Here is a 23,189-nt window from a genome sequence, read left to right as displayed (position 1 = left end):
TGAGCTGTTCAGCAATGAGTGCATTGTCATCGCTGAGTTTGGCTTGATAGCGGTAGCAGGTTTCACTAATGCCAAATGCTTTACAAGCCAAACGAATACTAATGGCATGCTGGGCAACTGCCTGTTGAGCCATCTGACGTCGGCAAGATGGCTTCACCACTTTTTTGACATTGCTTCCTGAACAATCTCTGCCTTTAATCGCTCTTCAGCATACATTTTTTTTAGTCTGGTATTTTCTGCTTCCAGCTCTTTCAGTCGAGCCATCAATGAGGTATCCATACCACCATATTTGGCACGCCATTTATAAAAGGTAGCATTACTCATGCCGTGTTCACGGCAAAGGGTCGCTACAGGTGTGCCAGATTCAGCCTGTTTCAAGATGGACATGATCTGACTGTCAGTAAATTTAGATGTTTTCATGCAGAATCTCCTGCTCGTATCTTAAGAGAAAATTCTACTTTTAGATCCTATTATTTTTAGGGGGGATTACCATACGAGCAATACAATTGGGAAAATGAAAGCCCAGAATTGCGCAGCTGAGTATCGCGGTTGAAATAATCAGGACAGAACTGGTATGCATGTCGATGAAGTATGACCAGTTGATCGCGATGGCAACACCAAGGATCAAACCGCCAAGTGCATAGTAAAAAGCGTGTATGAAGCGATCATCCATTTTTTGTTATCTATTTTATTATTTGCTCATAAATTAAAGCTAAATCAATAGTTTTGCAATAAAAAACCCCTCAATTGAGGGGCTTTAATTGTTGTAAATATCTAAAGCTTAGATATATTCAACTTTCACAATTTCGTATTCAACTTCACCATTTGGTGTCGTAATTTTCACATCATCGCCTTCGTTTTTACCCAAAAGACCACGTGCAATTGGTGAGTTCACAGAGATCTTGTTGATCTTAAAGTCTGCTTCGTCATCGCCTACAATCTTGTAAGTTTTTTGCTCTTCAGTATCCAGGTTTTCAATTGTCACTGTCACACCAAAAACCACACGACCTGATTGCTCAAGTTCTTTCACATCAATGACCTGGCAAGCGCCCAGTTTCCCTTCGATGTCCTGAATACGGCCTTCACAGAAGCCTTGCTGTTCACGCGCTGCGTGATATTCTGCATTTTCTTTTAAGTCGCCGTGTTCACGTGCTTCCGCAATCGAAGCCGTGATACGAGGACGGTCAACGGTTTTCAGTTGATGTAATTCTTTCTCTAAGGCAATTTTGCCTTCAGGAGTCATAGGATAACGTTGCATGTTGTCCCTCAAAAGTCAGTTGAAAGATATAAAATCTATAAATAAAAAAAAGCCCGCCACCAAGAAGGTAGCGGGACTTCTTGGAAACTTAATTAACCTTTAGTTAGGTCTTGCAAGCGATATACATCCATTGGCAATTTGATTGCTAAAGCTTGGCATACAGCATCAGCACCGTTCAAGGTGGTCGTGTAATACACTTTACCTTGTAGCGCAGAGCGACGGATCGAGAACGAATCCTGCTGAGCCTGTTTACCTTCAGATGTATTGATAATGAGGTGAATTTCGCCATTTTTCAAGCGGTCCACGATATTAGGACGGCCTTCGGTTACTTTATTCACACGTTCACATGCAATACCCGCTTCAGTAATCACGCTGTATGTGCCACCCGTTGCAAGCAACTTGAAGCCATAGTCTACCAGTTGCTGAGCGATACGCGCGACATGCGGCTTATCTGAATCACGAACAGACAGGAACGCATGTTTTACTTCGCCTTCAGTTGGTTTACCTGGTAAGCGATCGTTCGAGCCTAATACAGCTTTATAGAACGCTTCACCAAATGATTTACCAACACCCATGACTTCGCCAGTCGATTTCATCTCAGGGCCAAGGATTGGGTCAACACCCGGGAATTTGTTGAATGGGAACACCGCTTCTTTTACAGAGAAGTGCTGAGGAATAATCTCTTTAGTGAATCCTTGAGATTCTAGAGATTGACCTGCCATACAACGTGCAGCAACTTTTGCTAAAGACTCACCGATACATTTAGAAACGAACGGTACAGTACGTGATGCACGTGGGTTCACTTCCAGAATGTAAACGTCAGTGCCTTTTACTGCAAACTGAACGTTCATCAAACCGATTACACCCAGTTCTTTTGCCATTGCAACAGTTTGACGGCGCATTTCGTCCTGTACTTCTTGAGAAAGCGAGTAAGGAGGAATCGAACATGCTGAGTCACCAGAGTGGATACCCGCTTGTTCAATGTGCTGCATGATACCGCCAATTACAACGTCTTTGCCGTCAGATACGCAGTCCACGTCAACTTCGATCGCGTCATCAAGGAAGCGGTCAAGAAGAACCGGTGCTTCGTTTGATGCTTGAACTGCATCACGTAAGTAGCGTTTCAATTCGTCATCGTTATACACGATTTCCATGGCACGACCGCCAAGAACGTATGATGGACGTACAACGAGTGGATAGCCAACTTTTGCTGCTTCAGCCATACCTTCTTCAGCAGATTTTACAATGCTGTTGTTCGGTTGACGAAGTTGTAGACGTTGAATCATTTGCTGGAAGCGTTCACGGTCTTCTGCACGGTCAATCGCGTCTGGAGATGTACCGATAATTGGCGCACCGGCTTCTTCCAAAGCACGAGCCAATTTCAAAGGTGTTTGACCACCGTACTGCACGATAATGCCTTTAGGCTTCTCGATACGTACGATTTCAAGTACATCTTCCAATGTGATTGGTTCGAAGTACAAACGATCTGATGTGTCGTAATCTGTAGAAACCGTTTCAGGATTACAGTTGACCATGATGGTTTCATAACCATCTTCACGCATTGCAAGCGCTGCGTGTACACAGCAGTAATCGAACTCGATACCTTGACCAATACGGTTAGGTCCGCCACCAATCACCATGATCTTGTCACGCGTTGATGGATTTGCTTCACATTCTTCATCGTAAGTTGAGTACATGTATGCTGTATCAGATTCGAATTCTGCAGCACATGTATCGACACGTTTGTAAACAGGGGTTACGCCCAGGTTCCAACGGTGTTTACGGAATTGTTTTTGTGAAATGCCCATCAAGTCTGCAATACGAAGATCCGATAAACCTTTACGTTTGAAGCTGCGGATGTTGTCCGCGTTCAAATCACCAAAACCTAAAGATTTAATCTGTTCTTCAGTTTTAATGATGTCTTCGATTTGAATCAGGAACCAAGGGTCGATATTGGTTGCAGCAAATACTTCATCAAGTGTAAAGCCGTGACGGAATGCATCACCAATGAACCAGATGCGCTCAGGACCTGGCACTTTAAGTTCTTGAAGAATTTTATCTTTCGCACCTTCAGCACCGATTTCGATTTTTTCATCGAAGCCAGAAGCACCAACTTCAAGACCACGAAGCGCTTTTTGCATAGACTCCTGGAAGTTACGGCCAATGGCCATGACTTCACCGACAGATTTCATCTGAGTCGTCAAAGTTGCATCTGCTTGCGGGAATTTCTCGAAGTTGAAGCGAGGAATTTTCGTTACAACGTAGTCAATCGCAGGTTCGAATGAAGCAGGAGTTGTACCGCCCGTGATGTCATTTTTCAACTCATCAAGGGTATAACCTACAGCCAGTTTCGCCGCGATTTTCGCAATCGGGAAACCCGTTGCTTTAGATGCAAGGGCAGAAGAACGAGAAACACGTGGGTTCATCTCGATCACAACGATACGACCGTCTTTCGGGTTGATACCGAACTGAACGTTTGAACCGCCTGTTTCTACGCCAATTTCACGAAGTACAGCTAAAGATGCATTACGAAGTAACTGGAATTCTTTATCTGTCAGCGTTTGTGCAGGCGCAACAGTGATGGAGTCACCGGTGTGCACGCCCATTGGATCAAAGTTTTCAATGGTACATACGATGATACAGTTGTCATTTTTGTCACGAACAACTTCCATCTCGTATTCTTTCCAGCCAATTAAAGATTCATCAATCAATAACTGTTTGGTCGGAGAAAGATCGAAACCGCGTTCACAGATTTCAATGAACTCTTCACGGTTATATGCGATACCGCCGCCTGAACCACCCATCGTGAATGATGGACGGATAATCACAGGGAAGCCGAAGCGTGCTTGAATAGTTAAAGCTTCTTCCATTGACTCGGCAATATCTGCTTTTGGGCATTCAAGACCAATTTTACGCATTGCCTGGTCGAAGAGTTTGCGGTCTTCAGCTTTTTCAATCGCTTCTTTGGTCGCGCCGATCAATTCAACATTGTATTTTTCTAGAATGCCGTGCTCATCAAGGGCAAGGGCACAGTTCAATGCAGTTTGACCGCCCATGGTGGGAAGAACTGCGTCTGGGCGTTCTTTCTCAATAATTTGTGCAACAGTTTGCCAGGTAATCGGTTCGATATACGTTGCGTCTGCCATTGCAGGGTCGGTCATGATGGTCGCCGGATTCGAGTTGACCAAAATAACGCGGTAGCCCTCTTCACGAAGGGCTTTACATGCTTGAGCACCTGAGTAGTCAAACTCACATGCCTGACCGATGACAATCGGACCCGCACCAATAATTAAGATGCTTTTAATGTCAGTACGTTTAGCCATGATGCTTCCTTAATTACTTCTTAGATGCTTCGATAAGTTCGATGAAATGATCGAACAATGGTGCACAGTCATGTGGACCAGGGCTTGCTTCAGGGTGACCCTGGAAGCTGAACGCAGGCTTGTCTGTGCGATGAATACCTTGGTTAGTACCATCAAACAGTGAGCGATGCGTTACACGCAATACATCCGGCAGGTTGCTTTCATCAACTGCGAAGCCGTGGTTTTGAGAAGTAATCATCACTGTACCATTTTCAAGGTTTTGCACAGGATGGTTGGCACCGTGGTGACCGTGAGGCATTTTTAGTGTTTTGGCGCCACTTGCAAGTGCAAGGATCTGGTGACCCAGACAGATACCAAATACTGGAATTTCAGTGGTTTCTACAATTGTTTTTACAGCTTCAATTGCGTAGTCACATGCAGCTGGATCGCCAGGGCCGTTCGAGAGGAACACACCATCTGGATTCAGAGCAAGTACGTCAGCAGCAGGAGTTTGCGCAGGCACCACAGTCAGTTTACAACCGCGGTCTGCGAGCATACGTAAGATGTTGGTTTTGACACCGTAATCGTATGCAACAACATGGAATTTAAGTTCAGGTTGAGAGAAACCTTTGCCTAATGCCCAAGAGCCTTCAGTCCACTCAAAGCCCTCAGGATCGCAACATTCTTTTGCCAGGTCTAAACCGTTTAAACCGCTAAAGGCACGTGCTTTTTCAAGCGCTTCTGCTTCAGTGATATTTTCGCCAGCAAGGATACAGCCATTTTGCGCACCTTTGTCACGTAGGATACGTGTCAATTTACGCGTGTCGATATCCGCAATTGCCACAACATTGTGTTGTACCAAATATTCAGCTAATGATTGGGTTGAACGGAAGTTACTGTGCAATAAAGGCAGGTCACGAATGATCAATCCGTTGGCCCAAACTTTATGAATACGACCTGATTCAGCGTCTTCTTCATTGCAGCCTGTGTTACCGATATGCGGGTAAGTCAGTGTCACAAGTTGCTGTGCATAACTCGGGTCAGTCAAAATTTCTTGATAGCCAGTCATGGCAGTGTTGAAAACGACTTCACCAGTCGTACTACCCGATGCGCCAATCGAAGTACCTTTAAAGATAGTTCCGTCGGCAAGGGCTAAAATTGCTGGGGTGCTCAAACCAAAGCTCCTGAAATTTAGGCTGTAAAAAAGCGAGAAGACGAAAAAAAAGGAAGGCTAATTTTTAAACCTACCCTCCTATGTCTGCTCGCTTGAACTTAACACGGCATTATACGCAGAATGATGCTTGAAGTCCAATGGCTTTGCAGCGAAAGTATAAGATAAATGCCTTGCTTTTTGAGTGGAAGTCTGTTTTGTAAACAGGATGAAAAAATGTAAGCAATTAATAATTGTCAGACAAATCAAATCTTAAATTTTATCAAGTCTACTAATATAGCTCAGTCAATATAACAATAGGAACAAGACAAATGACTACAGCATCAAAATCTACCCAATCCCAAAAAGCCAGCCCGAGCGTCGTGGCAGAAACTGCCGAGAAGCTTGAAAAAGTAGCAGTAGAGGCGAAAGATCAAGCACTTGAAAGCATCGAAGAAAGTAAAGAAAAGCTTGAAGTTGAAGCCAAGCAATTGACCGATACCGTACAGGAACAATTGCGCCAATTTAAGCAGGAGGTGTTGCAGCGAATTGACACTTTAAAGGAGCAGATCTTCGGTTCACAAAAAGAATTAACTGAATTGAAGAGCTTTATCAAAACAGAATTCAATGCAGTGATCGAAGACTTGTCCAGTCTGGGCAAGGAACTGAAAGAGGATGTCAGTCAGATTTCGACCAAACATAAAGAGCATTTGACCGATACCTTAAAACGTTCTAAAGACAGCACCATTGAAGTGCTGAAAAAAGTCAAGCCGGTAGTGAAAGCAGAAAGTTCAGACAAAAAGCCTGAGCTGAAAAGTTAAGCTGCGTTGAAAGGCTGCTCTTTAAAAGGAGAACAATCACATGTTCTCCTTTGTCTTTATGTAGCAAAACGGACTCACAATAATAATCAGAAGGGGTTACGATGCCACGGCATTATTTGGTAGGTGTGCTTGTTTTATTGATATTGATTATGCTGCTTAATCTGGAAAGCGGCTTGGGGCGCATACTTTATCTGGGTGTGATTGTGTTATGTTTGGGCGTACTGGGGCTGGTTTTGGGGACTGTTCTGCTCATGGTACTCACTTTTACTTTTACTTTTATTCTTTATGCTGCAGTGAAAGCCATTCGGAGCCAGCATCAGTTACCTCATTAAAATGCTACTCTAAGATGTTCAAAAACAAGAAAATGCAAAATAACCATACACAGCTAACTACTTTGTCTAGAGACAAACAAAAACGTGAGACTTCAAGTCTCACGTTTTATCAGCCTATTACAGATTCAGACAGAGGATATACAGGTTTGATTGATCTAAAATACATGCAACCAGTCACGTTTATTATGAAAATCTGCCTGAGGACTACTATGCTGCATCGCGTAGTACTGGTCACCTTGCGAGGTTTTTAAAACAGCAGATAAACCCAGGAACAAGTTTTCCCATTTGAGTTTATGTGTTGCCATAAAATCGGTCAGATCCACACTGACATTGAGACCATAATGGGTACGTTTGAGCTGATTCAGCTCAATATCATCTGCAGCTTGTGGTGGCATATCTTCAGGATAGCGGTATTCTTCAAATTGATAAGCCTGCCAGGCCTGAGAAGGGGAGAGATTAATCTCACGATAAAAATCTTCACCCTGAACCCCAATAAAAATTTCAAAGCAGGTCTGTTCCCACAAGAAATCCTGACGGGGATGTGCAGCTACCATGTCTGGCCACAGGATGTAATGATTGGGATCGCGGATCCAGAAGCCCACATTTAAACTACATGGACCTTGCTGTTCAATGGCAGCAACCAGAGAGATGGCCTGAAAACGGCGATCAAATGCGCTAAGTTCGTAACTTGCCATAAGTCCTGTACTTAGTTAGACAAATGAGCGAAACGAACAAGATTGGACAATTTTTGGTTCTGTTTTGCCGCTTTCTTATAAAGAAGTGCAATTTTACCAATAGTTTGAACCACTTCAGCACCAGTCGCTTCTGAAATTTCAGCAATCAGCGCTGCACGCGCTTCACGATCTTCAGCGACAATTTTAACTTTAATCAGTTCGTGATCGTTTAAAGCACGCGCTAATTCTTCGATGACATTTTCCGTCAGACCTTTGTCACCTAGCATCACGACTGGGTTAAGTGTATGTCCGATTTGACGTAAACGCTTACGTTCCTGAATAGATAAAGCCGCCATGAGAGATAACCTGAATTTTAAAACGGCTTAGTATAGCAAAAGCAAAAAATAAACGCTGTAAATTATCAGGAAATAATCATATTCAATCTGTCCACGGAGAGAGCAAAAGCCTTAGATTTAGATACACATGTATACTGCAAAATAAGTCTTTTTCACGTACAATTAATAATAAGACATTTTTTTATTTAGAGAGTTATGGCTACACGCATTACCAACCAAAAGTTATCTAAAAGTAGTCGTGATTGGATGAGAGAGCATTTAGACGATCCTTATGTAAAAAAGGCACAAAAGGAAGGCTATCGTGCGCGTGCAGCATATAAGCTCTTAGAAATGCAAGAAAAGTATAAAATCATTAAACCTGGTATGACTGTGGTCGACCTAGGCGCAGCGCCAGGCAGCTGGTCACAGATTGCTGGTAAACTTGTTGGCGATAAGGGTTTATTGATTGCATCTGATATTTTACCAATGGATGCTTTACCAGATGTCACTTTTCTGCAAGGTGACTTCCGTGAAGAAGAAGTTTTCCAAAAACTGCTAGAAATTTTAGATGGTCGTACTGTAGACGTTGTAATTTCAGATATGGCCCCCAATACATCAGGTAATAAGGCTGTAGATCAACCGCGTCAGATTTACTTGTGTGAACTTGCACTGGATTTTGCCAATAAGGTGCTAGGCCCTAAAGGTCAATTTGTGGTAAAAGTTTTCCAAGGCTCAGGTTTTGATGAATTCCGTAAGCAAGTGGTTGATAGTTTTGATATTCTGAAAACATCTAAACCCTTGGCATCACGTGCTCGCTCTAAAGAAGTTTTCCTGATCGGGCAGGGACGCAAGAAGGCTTTAAAATAAGTCTACTTGCCAAGTCGTTAAAAATTGTGCATTTTGTACGTTTTCAGATAATTGTAAGTTAATTTACAGCTTAAGTATTAAGGTCACCCTGAACAGGGCATGATCAAATTAGATTGGAATGGGAATAAAGCTTTGAGCGATCTTTTTAAGAATGCCGTATTGTGGCTCGTGATACTGGGTGTGCTGGTGTTAATCTTCAGCAACGTCAGTGACCGCAATCAACCGACTACAATGAACTACTCAGAGTTTGTTGCCGCGGTCAATGCTGGCCAAATTAAACAAGTTGTTATTGACGGCGAAAGAATTCGTGGCGAAAAATCAAACGGTTCAGAGTTTGAAAGTATTCGTCCGGCAGTTCAGGATCCTGAGCTGATGCCAAGCCTCATTAAAAATAATGTTGTGGTCGAAGGTGAAGCACCACAACGTCAAGGCTTGCTCATGCAGTTGCTTATTGCAAGTTTCCCTGTGCTTTTAATCATTTTGTTATTCATGTTCTTTATGCGCAACATGGGTGGCGGTGCAGGTGGTAAAAACGGCCCAATGAGTTTTGGTAAATCTAAAGCCAAAATGTTGTCTGAAGACCAGATTAAAGTCACTTTTGTCGATGTTGCCGGTTGTGATGAAGCCAAGCAAGAAGTGGTTGAAATTGTCGACTTCCTGAAAGACCCAACCAAATTTAAACGTCTCGGTGCAAGTATTCCACGTGGTGTTTTGATGGTCGGTCCTCCAGGTACAGGTAAAACCTTGCTTGCCAAAGCCATTGCCGGTGAAGCGAAAGTGCCATTCTTTAGTATTTCGGGTTCTGACTTCGTGGAAATGTTTGTGGGTGTTGGTGCATCGCGTGTGCGTGACATGTTCGAACAGGCAAAACGTCATGCACCATGTATTATCTTTATTGATGAGATTGATGCAGTCGGTCGTCACCGTGGTTCAGGTACAGGCGGTGGTCACGATGAACGTGAGCAGACGCTGAACCAGATGCTGGTGGAAATGGACGGCTTTGAAGGCAATGAAGGTATTATCGTGATTGCTGCGACGAACCGTGCCGATGTACTGGATAAAGCTTTACTTCGTCCGGGTCGTTTTGACCGTCAGGTTGTGGTTGGCTTGCCAGACATTAAGGGTCGTGAACAAATCCTGAATGTGCATTTGAAAAAACTGCCTTCAGTCACAGGGGTCGATGTTAAAGTACTTGCACGTGGTACACCGGGCTTCTCGGGTGCGCAATTGGCCAACCTAGTGAATGAAGCTGCTTTATTTGCTGCACGCCGTAACAAAAACACTGTCGATATGCATGACTTTGAAGATGCAAAAGACAAGCTTTATATGGGTCCTGAGCGTAAATCGATGGTACTTCGTGATGAAGAGCGTCGTGCGACGGCTTATCATGAAGCAGGTCATGCGATTGTTGCTGAAAGTTTGCCGGGTACAGACCCTGTGCATAAAGTCACCATTATGCCGCGTGGCTGGGCATTGGGCGTGACCTGGCAGCTACCTGAATTTGACCAAACCAGCCATTATAAAGACAAAATGTTGAATGAACTTTCGATTTTGTTTGGTGGTCGTATTGCAGAAGAAGTCTTCATTAACCAAATGTCGACAGGTGCTTCAAATGACTTCGAACGTGCAACTAAAATGGCACGTGCGATGGTGACCAAATACGGTATGTCTGACAAAATGGGCGTCATGGTCTATGAAGAAGATGCACAGCAATCGTTTATGGGTAGTATTGGCAGTCGCAGTATTTCTGAAACGACCCAGTTAGAAGTCGATCGTGAAATCCGTCGTATTCTGGATGAGCAATATAAAGTCGCACGCGATATCTTGGAAAGTAAAAAAGATGTTGCCCATGCGATGGTCAAAGCCTTGATGGAATGGGAAACTATTGATCGTGATCAAATCCGTGACATTATGGAAGGTCGTGAGCCTCAACCGCCAAAAGTCTATGTTGCAGAAAATCCTGTGATTGATGTAACCCCAGATGATGGCCCGTTAACGCCACCGCCATTGCCAGCCAACTAAGTTAAATAAAAAATCACCTTCGGGTGGTTTTTTTATGTCAGTCATTTTTATGATAATTTTCTGAATGCTATATTTAACTCAAAACTAATGGGCAAATGTCTTATCGAGCTTTGCTTTATTGCTCTATCCATAAGACAATATTCGAATTATTGTGAACGAGAATGGAAACATGCAGCTGATGCCTTTACGACCACATGTATGGACATTTGGTGAGTTAAAACTGGACTTATCTCAGCCGCATGTGATGGGAATTCTCAATGTCACCCCCGACTCATTTAGTGATGGTGGTCGGCATAATCAAAAAGAAGATGCAGTTGCACGTGCGCTGGAGATGATGGCTGAAGGTGCGACCGTAATTGATATCGGCGGGGAATCGACCCGTCCGGGTGCCGCTGTGGTAGACGTAGAGGAAGAGATCCGCCGCGTGGTGCCTGTGGTTGAAGCCTTAGCAAAACATGATGTTGTTCTCTCGATTGATACTTCACAACCAGAAGTGATTCGTGCAGCGGTTCAGGCCGGAGCGCATATCTGGAATGACGTCCGTGCGTTGACCCGCCCCAATGCCTTAGTAACGGCCGCTGAATTAAATATTCCGGTAATCATTATGCATATGCGTGGTGAGCCGACCACCATGAACAATCTGGATCAATATGAGGATGTCACTACCGAGGTGATTGGCGAACTATCTCAACGTGTTCAGGATGCCTTGGATGTAGGAGTAAAAGCCGAAAATATCATGATTGATCCGGGGTTTGGTTTTGCCAAGAATGCTCAGCAAAATCTCAAGCTGCTTCAAGAATTTTATAAATTGACAGAAATGGGTTATCCGATTTTATCTGCCTTATCACGTAAACGCTTTATTGGGGCTGTCTTAGATGGCGCAGAACCACAGGCGCGTGCGGTGGGTTCGGCAACAGCACATTTGCTCAGTATTCAGCAGGGCGCCTGTATGGTACGGGCACATGATGTGAAAGCGACAGCGGATGCGATTAGAGTCTGGCAAGCCATGCAGATGGCGTAGACATTGATGGCGGGAGAGTAAGCATCTGGCAATGTTGTTTGGCTTTCAGGCAACAATGTGCTATATAGGCACGCTTAGATTAAATTGTCATCTTTTAGAGTGCCTGTAATGTTTGCAGATTTACTTCTCCCCATGTTCGATGATGCGTATTATCCCGATATTCTGGTTGCTGAAATCAAACAGCACATCGAACATTTTGCCCAAAAAGTCGCTAAATCAACTTTGTCAGATCAAGAAATTTACCAGCTTGCCCATCTGACCGTTGCTGATATTAATGCCATGAAACCGCAGTTTGAAGATCTGGACTCATCTCTGGATGATACCGCTGCAGATTATATTGCTGAAGCCATGATGATGGTGGTGCAAGAGCACGGGTTGTTCGAGATTGAAATGGAGGAGCTGATTACCAACCGTGAATGGTGATCGATAAAACCCTGCTACTGCAGGGTTTTTTATTATCTGTAGAAATAGTCTTTAAAGTTTTTAAAGCGAATCGAGCTGAGTAATTTTTGCTCTTCATGCATGCATTGCTGATAAAGATTCTGGTAATAAGCCTGCAGATTTGACTGGTCCTGAATCGGTTGCGGTGTTTTGGATCTGGACTGTTGGTAGGCCCAAAAGGCCAGCTGCCGCAGTTTTTGCAGTTTGATCTGATCAATCGCACTACAAGAACTTTTAAATAAAGGTTCTAAGGTGACAGCGCCAAAAGAGGAAAGCGCTAAAATGATCATGCTGATGATCACCAGCATATCTGAATGAATTACATACAGATTCAGCAATAAAACCAGAAAAATCGGAATTTGCAGATACAGACAGTTCTGCAAGCGCTGACTATAGGCTTTGGAGCTGAATTGCGCCTGATATTGTGCATAGCAGATATAGGGATAAAGCAGGGCCATTAACATGATCAATGTGACATTAAAGGCGATTGTGGCATTCTTGAAAAAATAATATTCCAGAAGTACTGAGCTGATGCTACAGGCCACGCAGATTAAAAGAGACAGTAAATTAATCGCGATCACAAACTGGAGATTTTGCAGGGCATTAAATTTGAAGCGGCTATAACGCAGCTTCAGGAAAAAAGCGTCTGGATGGCGTAATTGTAATGTGGCGAGATCGAAGTATTTTAATTCTGACATGAGGATTTCGCGCTAAAAGAATAAAATTCAGGCACAAAAAAACCAGCCTAATGCTGGGTTTTCTATTGCACCATTTTAATAAAGATTAAAATGGTGCCCGAGGCCAGACTCGAACTGGCACGCTTTGTGGGCGGGGGATTTTAAATCCCCTGTGTCTACCGATTTCACCACTCGGGCATGTGCGCAATAATAGAGGACGAAATAAAGCTTGGCAAGCACATTTCTAAATGATTGCTTTCTTTTCAAGCAATTCCGTGGCTTCTCTCTAAAAAATTAGCAGATCAATCTGTTTTTAAGGCCCCTTATTAGAAATATTCAAGATGGCTAATCAAAATAATAGAGCACTATGAGTTCTCGTCCAAATAACTGTCGACATCCAGATGCTTGATGGTTTTACAGTATTGATGCTCATGTTTCAGCAGTTGGATATATAACTCGGCATAGTGATTTAATTGCTGTTTTAGTTCGGCATGCTGAGGATGATTGTTTGAACAAAAACGTAATTTTAGTCGAAGCATACAGGTCTGTTTATAAGCCCAGAAGCAGATTCTACGTAATTGTTGCAACTGATAATGTTCAGTATTTTGGCTGTTTTCCCGGAACAAGTTTTCCCGATAAAAACGGATAAAGCCAAAGCTGACTCCAAAAAAGAATAAACTCCACATCAGCAGGCTACTTTGTACAAAAAACAGATTTAAGGTTTGTAGTATAATCACCACAGCCATCTTGATTGGGGTATGGCGTAATAACTGATATAGCGAATAAGAAGAATGCTGAACCTGTTGCAGAATTAAGGTGAGACTCAACATCAGGAACAACAGTATCGCCAAAATGGCATAACTTTGCGCCTGAAATTCGCTCACTTGCACAAAAGATTGCTTTATGACGTCACCGAACATCAAACTGACGGGAATAAAAATCATGGCCGCCAAGACCCAGGGAATCAAAAGCTTGGCTTTATCCCAGATCCCACGGATTTTGATCTGGCTATAGAACAGGTAATTGCCTTTAAATGCAGTCGGATACTGTTGTTGAAGTTGCTGCAGCAACAAAGTCACTTGGGTAGTGGGCATCATCCAGAGATTGATTCAGAAATAGACACAGGCACTATAGTCGATTTGACGCAGAATCACAGGACAAATCCATTTTCAGCGCTTATCATTGCTTTAATCACGAAGATTTTAGTTTTTTAGCCACGAATTATGCGAAAATAGCCGATTCAAGATTTATTTTTTTAAGGACAGTTTATGACTGATCAATCTCCTGAGGCGTTAAGCGACATCGAACTTTTAGACATCCTGCAAAGCATGAAAAAGGATGAACTAAATACTGAGGCGAAAGAAGTGATTCGTCAGGGTGGTAAAGCTGGTCGTCAGGAAGCGCATAAAGAAGCGTTAGTGGCATTGAATCAGTCATTTGAAGACAAATTTGTCGAAGCGGTATCTTTGGCTTTGGGCCTGAATACGGCACAAATCAAAAAAATCCGTTATAAAAAAGACCGCGTCCGTATTTTAAAAGCGCGCGGAATTGATTATATGGCGATTGATGGTGCTGAAACTGCACAGGTACTGTCACAAATTGCCCAAGCAATTGTGCGTGAAGACGCGATTGTTACCCATGACCTGCATAATATTTTCCCATTCTGGAAAGAAGGCTGGCCTATGGTGCAGTTCGACAATGCTTACAAGATTCTAGAAGATGATATCCAGATTCACTATCAAGCTGTTTTAGATGCATTGTTAACAAAGATCTAAGCACCTCAATAGATGTAAAAAAGCACCGTTAGGTGCTTTTTTATGATTGAATTTACTGGTTTGAATAAAACAAACTTAAAATAAAACTGATAGGAACGATAAATAGTCGTCCCCATAAAATCAAAGGTATGGCTAAATACTGTCCCCAACTCATGGTTCGGTCATAATGGCCACGGTGACGCTGGTAACCATAAGGGGTAATGATGCAAGCAAAAATCAATAAAATGATCGCTAAAAACAAAAACAGCGGATTTTGTTGTTGAGCAAAAAAGAAATAGATTAAATACAGTCCTGAATAAAAACTAAAACAAGCCAATAGCGCAGAAATGGACATCACTCTATCCTTATGATTTTTATTTTAAAATAGAAGAAGAATCAGATTATTCTGATTCTTCCTGAATTAATGGATTGATTTCAATGATCCGAGTCACCAGCAACTGGTCAATCTTGAAATGATCGACATCGACGACTTCAAATTTATAACCGGCATGAATGACGGTATCGGCAGGACGCGGAATTTTACGCAGCTTGAACATCATAAAACCAGCCAGTGTTTCGTAATTTTCCTCATCTGGCATTGAGTCGATTTCAAGCGCATGTTTCATGTCTTCAATTGGCGTGCTGCCTTCAATCAACCAGGAATTATTGTCACGCTTAATAATTTGCTGATCGGCTTCAATTGGTGTCACCCAGTCGCCCATCACGGTAATCATAATGTCGGAGAGGGTAATCACTCCAACGACCAGCGCATATTCATTAATGACGACGGCAAATTTTTCCTTGGTCGAGCGAAAACGGTCCAGAACTTCCGATAAAGTTAAAGTATCCGGAATGGTCAGGACATTACGGATGGTATTTTCATTTAACTGTAGCAGCGACTGGTTATTCAGAATCCGTACCAGAATATCTTTGGCATCGACATAACCAATCACACTGTCGATGTCATTGCTACACACCAGAAACTTGGAATAGGGATATTCCGCCAGCTTTTGCCGAATACTTTCTTCTGGTTCATTTAGGGTAAAGAACACCACATTCTCACGGGTAGTCATACTCGAAGGTACATTACGCTCTTCCAGCTCGAATACATTTTCAATGAAATGATGTTCCTGTTTTTGCAGTACGCCAGCCTGTGCACCTGCATCCATCACTGCGGAAATATCATCAAAGGTAATATTATCATCACGAATGGTATTCACTTTAAACAGACGGAACAGCATGTTGGCAATAACATTAATGAGCCAGGCCAAAGGCTTACAGACTTTAATGAAAATCTGAATGGGTTCAATGACCGAGACTGCGATCTTTTCTGGCGCAATCATGGCCAGACGTTTCGGCATCAAGTCTGCAAATAAAATAAATAAAGAAGTGACGACAGTGAAGGAAAGTGCAAAGCTAATATTTTCAGCCCAAGGACCCTGGTAAAAGCGGGAAACAAAATTAAAAATATAAGGACGGAAGGCTCCTTCACCTAAAATACCGCCAAGAATGGCGACTGCATTTAAACCGATTTGAGAGGCTGCAAAGAAGTCAGCAGAATTTTCTTGTAGATCTAAAACTTTTTGAGCGCGATGTTCACCCGATTCAGCCAGAATTTTCAGTTTGACTTTACGGGCACCTGCGAGGGCGATTTCTGTTAAAGATAAAAAACCGGCCCCCGCGATGAGTATTAAGATAATCACGATATTTTGTAAGAGGCTCACAAATCCACCTGTGGATGAATAGTATCTTGGGATATTTTTAACACAAAAAAAGGCTTGAGGTGTAAAAACTACCTCTCAAGCCTTCAAAGTATAATCTTAAAAAATAAGAATTTAGAAGAATTTGAGTTTAATAGTGTGAAAATTGAGAATTATTGCTCAGGAATTCACGATTTTCTTCCTCAATCATTTGACGCGCAACATACAAAATCAGCTGACGTAACCAGCGATGTGCAGGGTGATGATGCAATAGAGGGCACCATGCCATTTTGAGTTCAAATTCGGGAATATAAAACGGAGGGTCTTTGAGAATTAAATTGTAATTCTTGGCTTGCAGGCGTGCGATACGTGAAGGCAGTGTTGCTACCAGATCCACATTTGAGGCCAATAAACCCGGCATTTGATAATGACGGGTAAAGACCGAGATTTTACGTTTCTGGCCAATACGTTCCAAAGCCTGATCGATCCAGCCTAAACCGGCCTGTTTCTCCGGGTTGACCCCGAAGCCCACACCCATACCGGTTTTAGAGACCCAGATATGCTGTGCATCCAGATAGCTTTTTAAGTTCAGGTTGGTTGCAGCCGGGTGTTTATTGTTTAATAAACAGGAAAAACTGTCACGCCAGACCAGAACCTGATGAAAACTTTGCGGTATTTCATTAAAACGGTTAATCGCCAGATCAACTTTGCCTTGTTCCATGTCGCGATAAGACACATCACTCGGGGTTAGAAAGTCCAAGACCACGTTCGGTGCTTCTGAACGTAAGGCTTTGACCAGCCGAGGAACCAGTGTCGCTTCGGCATAATCCGAGGTCATAATCCGGAAGACACGATTTGACGTATAAGGACGGAACTCGGTACGCGGTTCCAGAATCATGGACAAGTCAGCCAGCGCATCCCGGATACGTGGCTGTAACTCAAGTGCACGTTCTGTGGGTGTCATGCCTTCAGAAGAACGGATCAGGAGAGGATCATTAAATAAATTGCGTAATCGGCGTAAAATATTACTCATGGCAGGCTGGGTAACGCCCAATTGTTCGGCTGCACGGGTGACATTTTTTTCGCGAAGAAGTACATCAAGATAAATTAATAGATTGAGATCGACCCGCTCCAGATTCATAAAAGAAATACCGAGAATAAATACAAGAAATTATGCTGATTATGCCATAACTGCCGGGCTTTGTGTAAAGCGCCGATGAAAAAAAGCCATGATAAAGCAGATAAAATCTAGGGAATTTATGCAGGTTTAAGCTGAATAATTAACGATTTTATTCGACTGAGTAGAAGCACGGGCTAAGCAAAGATTCAGTATTTTCATGTATGCAGATCAACAGCTCCATAACCAAGCTTTAAACTTTAAAAATACAGGTGTGAGTGCGTGAATAATTGCGTGAAAAGTATGCTATCTTGATAAATGCTTCAGCCTAAGAAATAATTCAAAATCATGATTATTTTTTAATAAAAGTGGATTTGAGCCAAGCCCAGACTTAAGTCTAATGAAGTATTTTTAAGCAGTATGAGTGAAAAACGATCAGTTTTATTTTAGTAAAATATAAAATAAAACAATATCTTATTTTAACATCACAGGATTATACTAAGACTTTCATCTACTCATTTTTTAAATAAATACTGAAGATTCTTGCAGACTATTGGATTAATTTTCATAAGCCCACTAATCTTTAGCTATCCCAACGGACCGGCGAAAATCTAAACAAGTTACTGAGGGTGTGATTTGAACGGTTCGTTGCAGAAAAATCCTAATATTATTACAGGAAAATATCATGACTACATACCAAACAGCGATTGATGCAATCCGCGAATTGAAAGCGAAATTCGGTAACACTTGGGCAGACATCAGTCCTGAAGATGCTGCGCGTATGCAAATCCAAAACCGTTTCAAAACTGGTTTAGACATTGCGAAATATACCGCGGCAATTATGCGTCGTGATATGGCTGCTTATGATGCAGACTCTAGCAAATACACTCAATCATTAGGTTGCTGGCATGGTTTCATCGCACAACAAAAAATGATTGCGAACAAAAAATACTTCGGTACGACTGAACGTCGCTACATTTACCTTTCTGGTTGGATGGTTGCAGCACTTCGTTCAGAATTTGGTCCACTTCCTGACCAATCTATGCACGAAAAAACTTCTGTTCCTGCATTGATCGAAGAAATCTACACATTCTTACGTCAAGCTGACGCGAAAGAATTGAACGACTTGTTCCGTGCACTTAAAAAAGCACAAGAAGCAGGCGATACTGCTAAAGCAGCTGAATTGACTTCACAAATCGACAACTTCCAGACTCACGTTGTGCCAATTATTGCGGACATCGATGCGGGTTTCGGTAACGAAGAAGCGACTTATCTTTTAGCTAAGAAAATGATCGAAGCGGGTGCATGTGCACTACAAATCGAAAACCAGGTGTCTGACGCGAAACAATGTGGTCACCAAGCTGGTAAAGTAACTGTGCCACACGAAGACTTCATCGCGAAAATCCACGCACTTCGCTATGCATTCCTTGAAATGGGTCTTGACGACGGTATCATCGTTGCACGTACTGACTCTGAAGGCGCTGACCTGACTCAAAAAATCCCAGTGGTTAAAGAGCCAGGCGACATCGCTTCTCAATATATCAGCTACTTGGAAACATCTGAAATTGATATCGCTGATGCACAAGAAGATGAAATCCTGATCAAACGTGATGGCAAACTTCACCGTCCTAAACGTCTTGCTTCTGGCTTGTACCAGTTCCGTGAAGGCACGCAAATTGACCGCGTTGTACTTGACTGTGTAACCAGCTTGCAAAATGGTGCGGATCTTCTTTGGATCGAAACTGCGACACCAAACGTTGCTGAAATCGCTCACATGGTAAACCGTGTGAAAGAAACAGTTCCAAATGCGAAACTTGTATACAACAACTCACCTTCATTCAACTGGACGCTTAACTTCCGTCAACAAGCGTATGACCGTTGGGTTGCTGAAGGTAAAGACGTTTCTGCTTACGACCGTGCTAAGTTAATGAGCGCTGAGTACGATGCAACTGAACTGGCTGCTGAAGCTGACGAAAAAGTTCGTACCTTCCAAGCAGATGCTGCGCGTGAAGCGGGTGTGTTCCATCACTTGATCACACTTCCGACTTACCACACAGCTGCACTTTCTACGCATGAACTTGCTCAAGGTTACTTCGGTTCTGAAGGCATGTTGGCTTATGTTGCTGGCGTACAACGTAAAGAAATCCGCGGCGGTATCGCATGTGTTAAACACCAGGCAATGGCTGGTTCTGACATCGGTGATGACCACAAAGAAATCTTCGCTGGTGACAATGCATTGAAAGCTGGTGATGACGCTAAAAACACAATGAACCAGTTCAGTGCTTAATCTGCTGAATTGATTCACCAAAAAACCCTGCATCTGCAGGGTTTTTTATTTGGAAAAATGCTATTAATAAATAGGAAATGGCAACCTCAAGAAAGTATTCAAGTAAGATCATCCATAATTTCTCCATGATTGGTTTTTATCACAGTTATTATGTGTTTAATTCTTGCATTTTACTGCTATGTCACTGAATACTTAGATATAGCTTGCTCGTATTTGGTCTAAATTCATCCCTATTTAATTAAAAAGTGACTCGGACTTATGCTGTCTAAATTTTTTATCCACCGCCCGATCTTTGCTGGGGTATTGGCGATTGTCGTGATGGCGATTGGCCTGTTCGCAGTGATGAACCTGCCAGTGGAACGTTATCCGGATATTGCCCCGCCACGGATAACGGTGGCAGCAACCTATAGTGGCGCTTCTGCGGAAACTGTGGAAGAAAGCGTGACCCAGGTGCTGGAGCAGCAGATTAAAGGGATTGACCATTTACTGTATTTTAGTTCGAGTAGTGATTCTTCAGGGCGCAGCCGGGTCAGCATCAGCTTTGAAAATGGTACCGACCCCGATACAGCACAGGTTCAGGTACAAAATGCGATTAATGGGGTATTGAACCGTTTACCGGAAGATGTCCAACGCCAGGGCGTTAACGTGTTTAAATCTCTCGGCGATACCCATATGGTGATCAGCCTGTATGATGAGTCCGGCCGCAGTAACAATATTGAACTTTCTGATTACTTGATGACACATCTGGAGCAGGACATTTCCCGGATTGAAGGCATTGGTGAAGTCGATGTTTTTGGTTCTCAATATGCGATGCGGATCTGGCTGGATCCAGGAAAACTCAAACAGTATAAGCTGATGCCAAGCGATGTTCGTGCCGCCATTGAAGCTCAGAATACTCAGGTGGCTGCGGGCGCGATTGGGGATTTGCCGGCAGTGGATGAACAATACCTGAATGCTAAAGTCACCTCGGGTTCCCGTCTAAAAACCGTTGAAGAATTCCAGAATATTATTGTCAAATCGGATCGTGCCGGTAGTTTTATTTATTTAAAAGATATTGCACGGGTCGAACTTGGTGCTGAAAGTTATCAGTCTTATAGCACCAATAATGGTTATCCTTCGGCAGGTCTTGGAATTTCTCTGGCCTCAGGTGCCAATGCCATTGCCACCTCAAACTTGATTAAAGCTGAAGTTGCCCGTATTTCCCAGCAATTACCCGAAGGCTATAAAATTGCCTACCCACGAGACAATACACCCTTTGTACAAGAGTCGATTAAAGAGGTGGTCAAAACCCTGATCGAAGCGATCATTCTGGTTATCATGGTGATGTTCATTTTCTTGCAGAACTGGCGTGCTACTTTGATTCCTACCGTAACGGTGCCGGTGGTGATTTTGGGAACCATGGCGGTGCTTTATGCACTGGGCATGAGTATCAATACCTTAACTTTATTCGCTTTGGTTCTGGCTATTGGACTATTGGTTGATGATGCGATTGTGGTGGTAGAAAACGTGGAACGGCTGATGCATGAACAGCATTTGTCTGCCAAAGAGGCGGCGTTAGAGTCCATGCAGGAAATTAGTGGGGCATTGGTCGGAATTACCTTAGTTCTAACCGCAGTCTTTATTCCGATGGCGTTCTTTGGCGGTTCTACCGGGGTGATCTACCGACAGTTCTCCATCACTTTGGTTGCGGCCATGTCCTTATCCTTATTGGTGGCCTTGATTCTAACCCCAGCACTGTGTGCACTCATTCTGAAACCGAATCCAAAACCGGCAAAATGGGCGGCATGGTTTAACCAGAAGCTGGATCATTTAAAGTATCGTTATCTGCATCTTTCCAAAGTCACGATTCAGCATCAGGTCATTTGTTTACTGCTTTTTGCCGGCTTGATCTGTGTCTTTGCACTGTTTTACCGTGCTTTGCCAACCAGTTTTTTGCCGAGTGAAGATCAGGGGATTTTAAGCCTGCAAATCAAAGTGCAGGAAGGTGCTCCGATGAAAAATACCATTCAGGTCGGAGAAGAGGTTCGTAAATATTTTCTGGATCAGGAACAGGCCAATGTCAGTCTGGTGATGATTCGTTATGGCCGCAATTTCTCGGGAACTGGCCAGAATCTGGCCACCGGTTTTGTGGCATTAAAACACTGGAATGAACGTTCCGGTCAGGACAATACCGCATCCGCGATTCGTGAACGGGCTTTGAAGCATTTTCAAAGTAACCCTAATGCACAAATCAATGTATCCATGCCAGCGTCAGTCAATGGTCTGGGACAAACCGATGGTCTGGATTTCTGGATTCGGGATATCAATGGTAATGGCCGGCAGTATCTGGAACAGCAATTTCAGGCACTGGAAGCTCAGGCTGGCAATTATGCAAGCTTTGAAAATCTGGGTAAACGTTCTAATCCTGAAAAAGCCGAACTACGCGTCAATATTGACCAAAAACAGGCCATGGCCAATGGTCTGACCCAAACGGCAATTAACAGCACCTTATCTAGCGCTTGGGGTGGCAGTTATATCAATGACTTTATTGATCGCGGCCGGATTAAACGGGTGATCATGCAGGGCGATGCCGAATTTCGTTCCAAGCCGGAAGATCTGGCACAATGGCATGTCCGCAATGACCAGAATCAAATGGTGCCTTTTAGTAACTTCTCGCAAGTGGACTGGAGTGGTGGTCCGGAAGTGGTCAACCGTTTCATGGGCTATACCGCACTACAGATGGAAGCAGATCGGGCTCAAGGCAGCAGCTCCGGTCAGGCCATGCAGGATGTAGAGGCGCTGATTGCTGAACAGGACGGTGTAGATGTGGTCTGGAGCGGTTTATCCTTTGAAGAAAAACAGTCCAATAATCAGGCCATCTGGCTGTATCTGATTTCGATAGGTTTTATTTTCCTGTGTCTGGCCGCATTGTATGAAAGCTGGAGTATTCCAACGGCGGTAATGTCAGCAATTCCTCTTGGTATTGGCGGCAATATTATTTTCAGTTATTTGGCTGGCTTCCCGAATGATATCTATTTCCAGATTGCCTTGCTGACCACCATTGGCTTGTCCTGTAAGAATGCCATTCTGATTGTGGAATTTGCTTCGCTGGCACAGCAACAGGGAAAATCGGTGGTGGAGGCAGCATTGGAAGGTGCTTCCCTGCGTCTGCGTCCGATCCTGATGACTTCCTTGGCTTTTGGCGCCGGAATTTTACCTTTGGTCTTTGCCACGGGAGCAGGTGCGGTAAGCCGTCAGGAAATTGGTGTCAGTGTATTCGGCGGCGTAATTTTTGGAACCGTGCTGGTGCTAATTTTTATTCCCTTTATGTATGTGATGATTCGAAGTTTAATGGCTAAAAAAGAACCGGTTGATTCATGATCGTGCGCTCAGAAAAACAATCCATAGCCTGACTCAATCCGGCTGTGATGATTTAGATGCACTGAGAGCAG

General features: G+C 43.3%; 19 protein-coding genes, 1 tRNA gene and 1 pseudogene. 9 read left to right on the top strand and 12 right to left on the bottom strand.

Annotated elements, in window-relative coordinates; genetic code table 11:
• From FTU87_RS07305 to carA, 4 genes and pseudogenes are all read right to left on the bottom strand, one after another.
• Positions 1–420, bottom strand: a pseudogene (locus tag FTU87_RS07305) (transposase); the annotation flags it as partial.
• A 361-nt stretch (positions 421–781) separates the two neighbouring features.
• Complete coding sequence (gene greA / locus FTU87_RS07300) at positions 782–1,258, bottom strand: transcription elongation factor GreA (RefSeq protein WP_005097724.1); 477 nt, start codon at positions 1,256–1,258, stop codon at positions 782–784.
• 92 nt (positions 1,259–1,350) lie between these two features.
• On the bottom strand, positions 1,351–4,581 hold the full coding sequence (gene carB, locus FTU87_RS07295) for a carbamoyl-phosphate synthase large subunit (RefSeq protein WP_005097722.1): 3,231 nt from the start codon (positions 4,579–4,581) through the stop codon (positions 1,351–1,353).
• A gap of 13 nt (positions 4,582–4,594) precedes the next feature.
• Positions 4,595–5,734, bottom strand: a complete 1,140-nt coding sequence (gene carA, locus FTU87_RS07290; protein ID WP_005097721.1) for a glutamine-hydrolyzing carbamoyl-phosphate synthase small subunit — start codon at positions 5,732–5,734, stop codon at positions 4,595–4,597.
• 308 nt (positions 5,735–6,042) lie between these two features.
• Here carA and FTU87_RS07285 point away from each other — a divergent pair, with 308 nt between their 5' ends.
• A complete protein-coding gene (locus FTU87_RS07285) occupies positions 6,043–6,531 on the top strand; it encodes a hypothetical protein (RefSeq protein WP_005097720.1) in 489 nt (162 codons plus the stop codon).
• Positions 6,532–6,632: 101 nt separating this feature from the next.
• Positions 6,633–6,863: a hypothetical protein gene (locus FTU87_RS07280; protein ID WP_180096904.1), complete on the top strand. Its 231-nt coding sequence runs from the start codon at positions 6,633–6,635 to the stop codon at positions 6,861–6,863.
• 155 nt (positions 6,864–7,018) lie between these two features.
• On the opposite strand, the gene FTU87_RS07275 is transcribed toward FTU87_RS07280, so the two are convergent.
• Positions 7,019–7,558: a DOMON-like domain-containing protein gene (locus tag FTU87_RS07275; protein WP_005169863.1), complete on the bottom strand. Its 540-nt coding sequence runs from the start codon at positions 7,556–7,558 to the stop codon at positions 7,019–7,021.
• An 11-nt stretch (positions 7,559–7,569) separates the two neighbouring features.
• Positions 7,570–7,893 carry a ribosome assembly RNA-binding protein YhbY gene (gene yhbY / locus FTU87_RS07270; RefSeq protein WP_005097716.1) on the bottom strand — a complete coding sequence of 108 codons (324 nt, stop codon included), beginning with the start codon at positions 7,891–7,893 and terminating at the stop codon, positions 7,570–7,572.
• 195 nt (positions 7,894–8,088) lie between these two features.
• Between yhbY and rlmE the strand changes: the two genes are divergently transcribed.
• From rlmE to FTU87_RS07250, 4 genes are all read left to right on the top strand, one after another.
• Positions 8,089–8,739, top strand: coding sequence for a 23S rRNA (uridine(2552)-2'-O)-methyltransferase RlmE (gene rlmE / locus FTU87_RS07265; protein WP_005097715.1), 651 nt, complete (start codon positions 8,089–8,091; stop codon positions 8,737–8,739).
• A gap of 132 nt (positions 8,740–8,871) precedes the next feature.
• A complete protein-coding gene (gene ftsH, locus FTU87_RS07260; protein ID WP_100355633.1) occupies positions 8,872–10,761 on the top strand; it encodes an ATP-dependent zinc metalloprotease FtsH in 1,890 nt (629 codons plus the stop codon).
• A 169-nt stretch (positions 10,762–10,930) separates the two neighbouring features.
• Positions 10,931–11,782, top strand: coding sequence for a dihydropteroate synthase (gene folP, locus FTU87_RS07255; RefSeq protein WP_159138239.1), 852 nt, complete (start codon positions 10,931–10,933; stop codon positions 11,780–11,782).
• Between the two features lie 108 nt (positions 11,783–11,890).
• Positions 11,891–12,205 carry a DUF5713 family protein gene (locus FTU87_RS07250; RefSeq protein ID WP_074383398.1) on the top strand — a complete coding sequence of 105 codons (315 nt, stop codon included), beginning with the start codon at positions 11,891–11,893 and terminating at the stop codon, positions 12,203–12,205.
• Positions 12,206–12,237: 32 nt separating this feature from the next.
• Here the strand turns inward: FTU87_RS07250 and FTU87_RS07245 are convergent, their stop codons facing one another.
• From FTU87_RS07245 to FTU87_RS07235, 3 genes are all read right to left on the bottom strand, one after another.
• Positions 12,238–12,921, bottom strand: coding sequence for a hypothetical protein (locus tag FTU87_RS07245; protein ID WP_180078170.1), 684 nt, complete (start codon positions 12,919–12,921; stop codon positions 12,238–12,240).
• Positions 12,922–13,012: 91 nt separating this feature from the next.
• Positions 13,013–13,098 (bottom strand) — tRNA-Leu (locus FTU87_RS07240).
• 167 nt (positions 13,099–13,265) lie between these two features.
• Positions 13,266–13,994 carry a hypothetical protein gene (locus tag FTU87_RS07235; RefSeq protein WP_100534866.1) on the bottom strand — a complete coding sequence of 243 codons (729 nt, stop codon included), beginning with the start codon at positions 13,992–13,994 and terminating at the stop codon, positions 13,266–13,268.
• A gap of 174 nt (positions 13,995–14,168) precedes the next feature.
• Here FTU87_RS07235 and FTU87_RS07230 point away from each other — a divergent pair, with 174 nt between their 5' ends.
• Positions 14,169–14,675 carry a hypothetical protein gene (locus FTU87_RS07230; RefSeq protein ID WP_180096903.1) on the top strand — a complete coding sequence of 169 codons (507 nt, stop codon included), beginning with the start codon at positions 14,169–14,171 and terminating at the stop codon, positions 14,673–14,675.
• A gap of 52 nt (positions 14,676–14,727) precedes the next feature.
• Here FTU87_RS07230 and FTU87_RS07225 read toward each other — a convergent pair whose 3' ends face one another.
• From FTU87_RS07225 to FTU87_RS07215, 3 genes are all read right to left on the bottom strand, one after another.
• Entirely contained in the window at positions 14,728–15,009 is a 282-nt protein-coding gene (locus tag FTU87_RS07225; protein ID WP_005097706.1) for a hypothetical protein, read from the bottom strand.
• Between the two features lie 46 nt (positions 15,010–15,055).
• The gene (locus FTU87_RS07220) at positions 15,056–16,378 is read right to left on the bottom strand and encodes a hemolysin family protein (RefSeq protein WP_005097704.1); all 1,323 of its coding nucleotides are present in this window, start codon (positions 16,376–16,378) and stop codon (positions 15,056–15,058) included.
• 127 nt (positions 16,379–16,505) lie between these two features.
• The gene (locus FTU87_RS07215) at positions 16,506–17,495 is read right to left on the bottom strand and encodes a LysR family transcriptional regulator (RefSeq protein ID WP_180096902.1); all 990 of its coding nucleotides are present in this window, start codon (positions 17,493–17,495) and stop codon (positions 16,506–16,508) included.
• A gap of 661 nt (positions 17,496–18,156) precedes the next feature.
• On the opposite strand from FTU87_RS07215, the gene FTU87_RS07210 reads away from it, so the two are divergent.
• Both FTU87_RS07210 and FTU87_RS07205 read left to right on the top strand, forming a co-directional pair.
• Positions 18,157–19,758, top strand: coding sequence for an isocitrate lyase (locus tag FTU87_RS07210; protein WP_005169883.1), 1,602 nt, complete (start codon positions 18,157–18,159; stop codon positions 19,756–19,758).
• A gap of 258 nt (positions 19,759–20,016) precedes the next feature.
• Positions 20,017–23,118, top strand: coding sequence for a multidrug efflux RND transporter permease subunit (locus tag FTU87_RS07205; protein ID WP_180096901.1), 3,102 nt, complete (start codon positions 20,017–20,019; stop codon positions 23,116–23,118).
• The last annotated feature ends 71 nt before the right edge of the window (positions 23,119–23,189 follow it).

Origin of the sequence: Acinetobacter sp. YH12156 (assembly GCF_013418235.1) — a bacterium.
In the GTDB taxonomy this organism is placed as follows: Bacteria; Pseudomonadota; Gammaproteobacteria; order Pseudomonadales; family Moraxellaceae; genus Acinetobacter; species Acinetobacter pseudolwoffii.
Note: the sequence above shows the minus strand (reverse complement) of the source record. Positions and strands in the feature narration are given on the sequence as shown.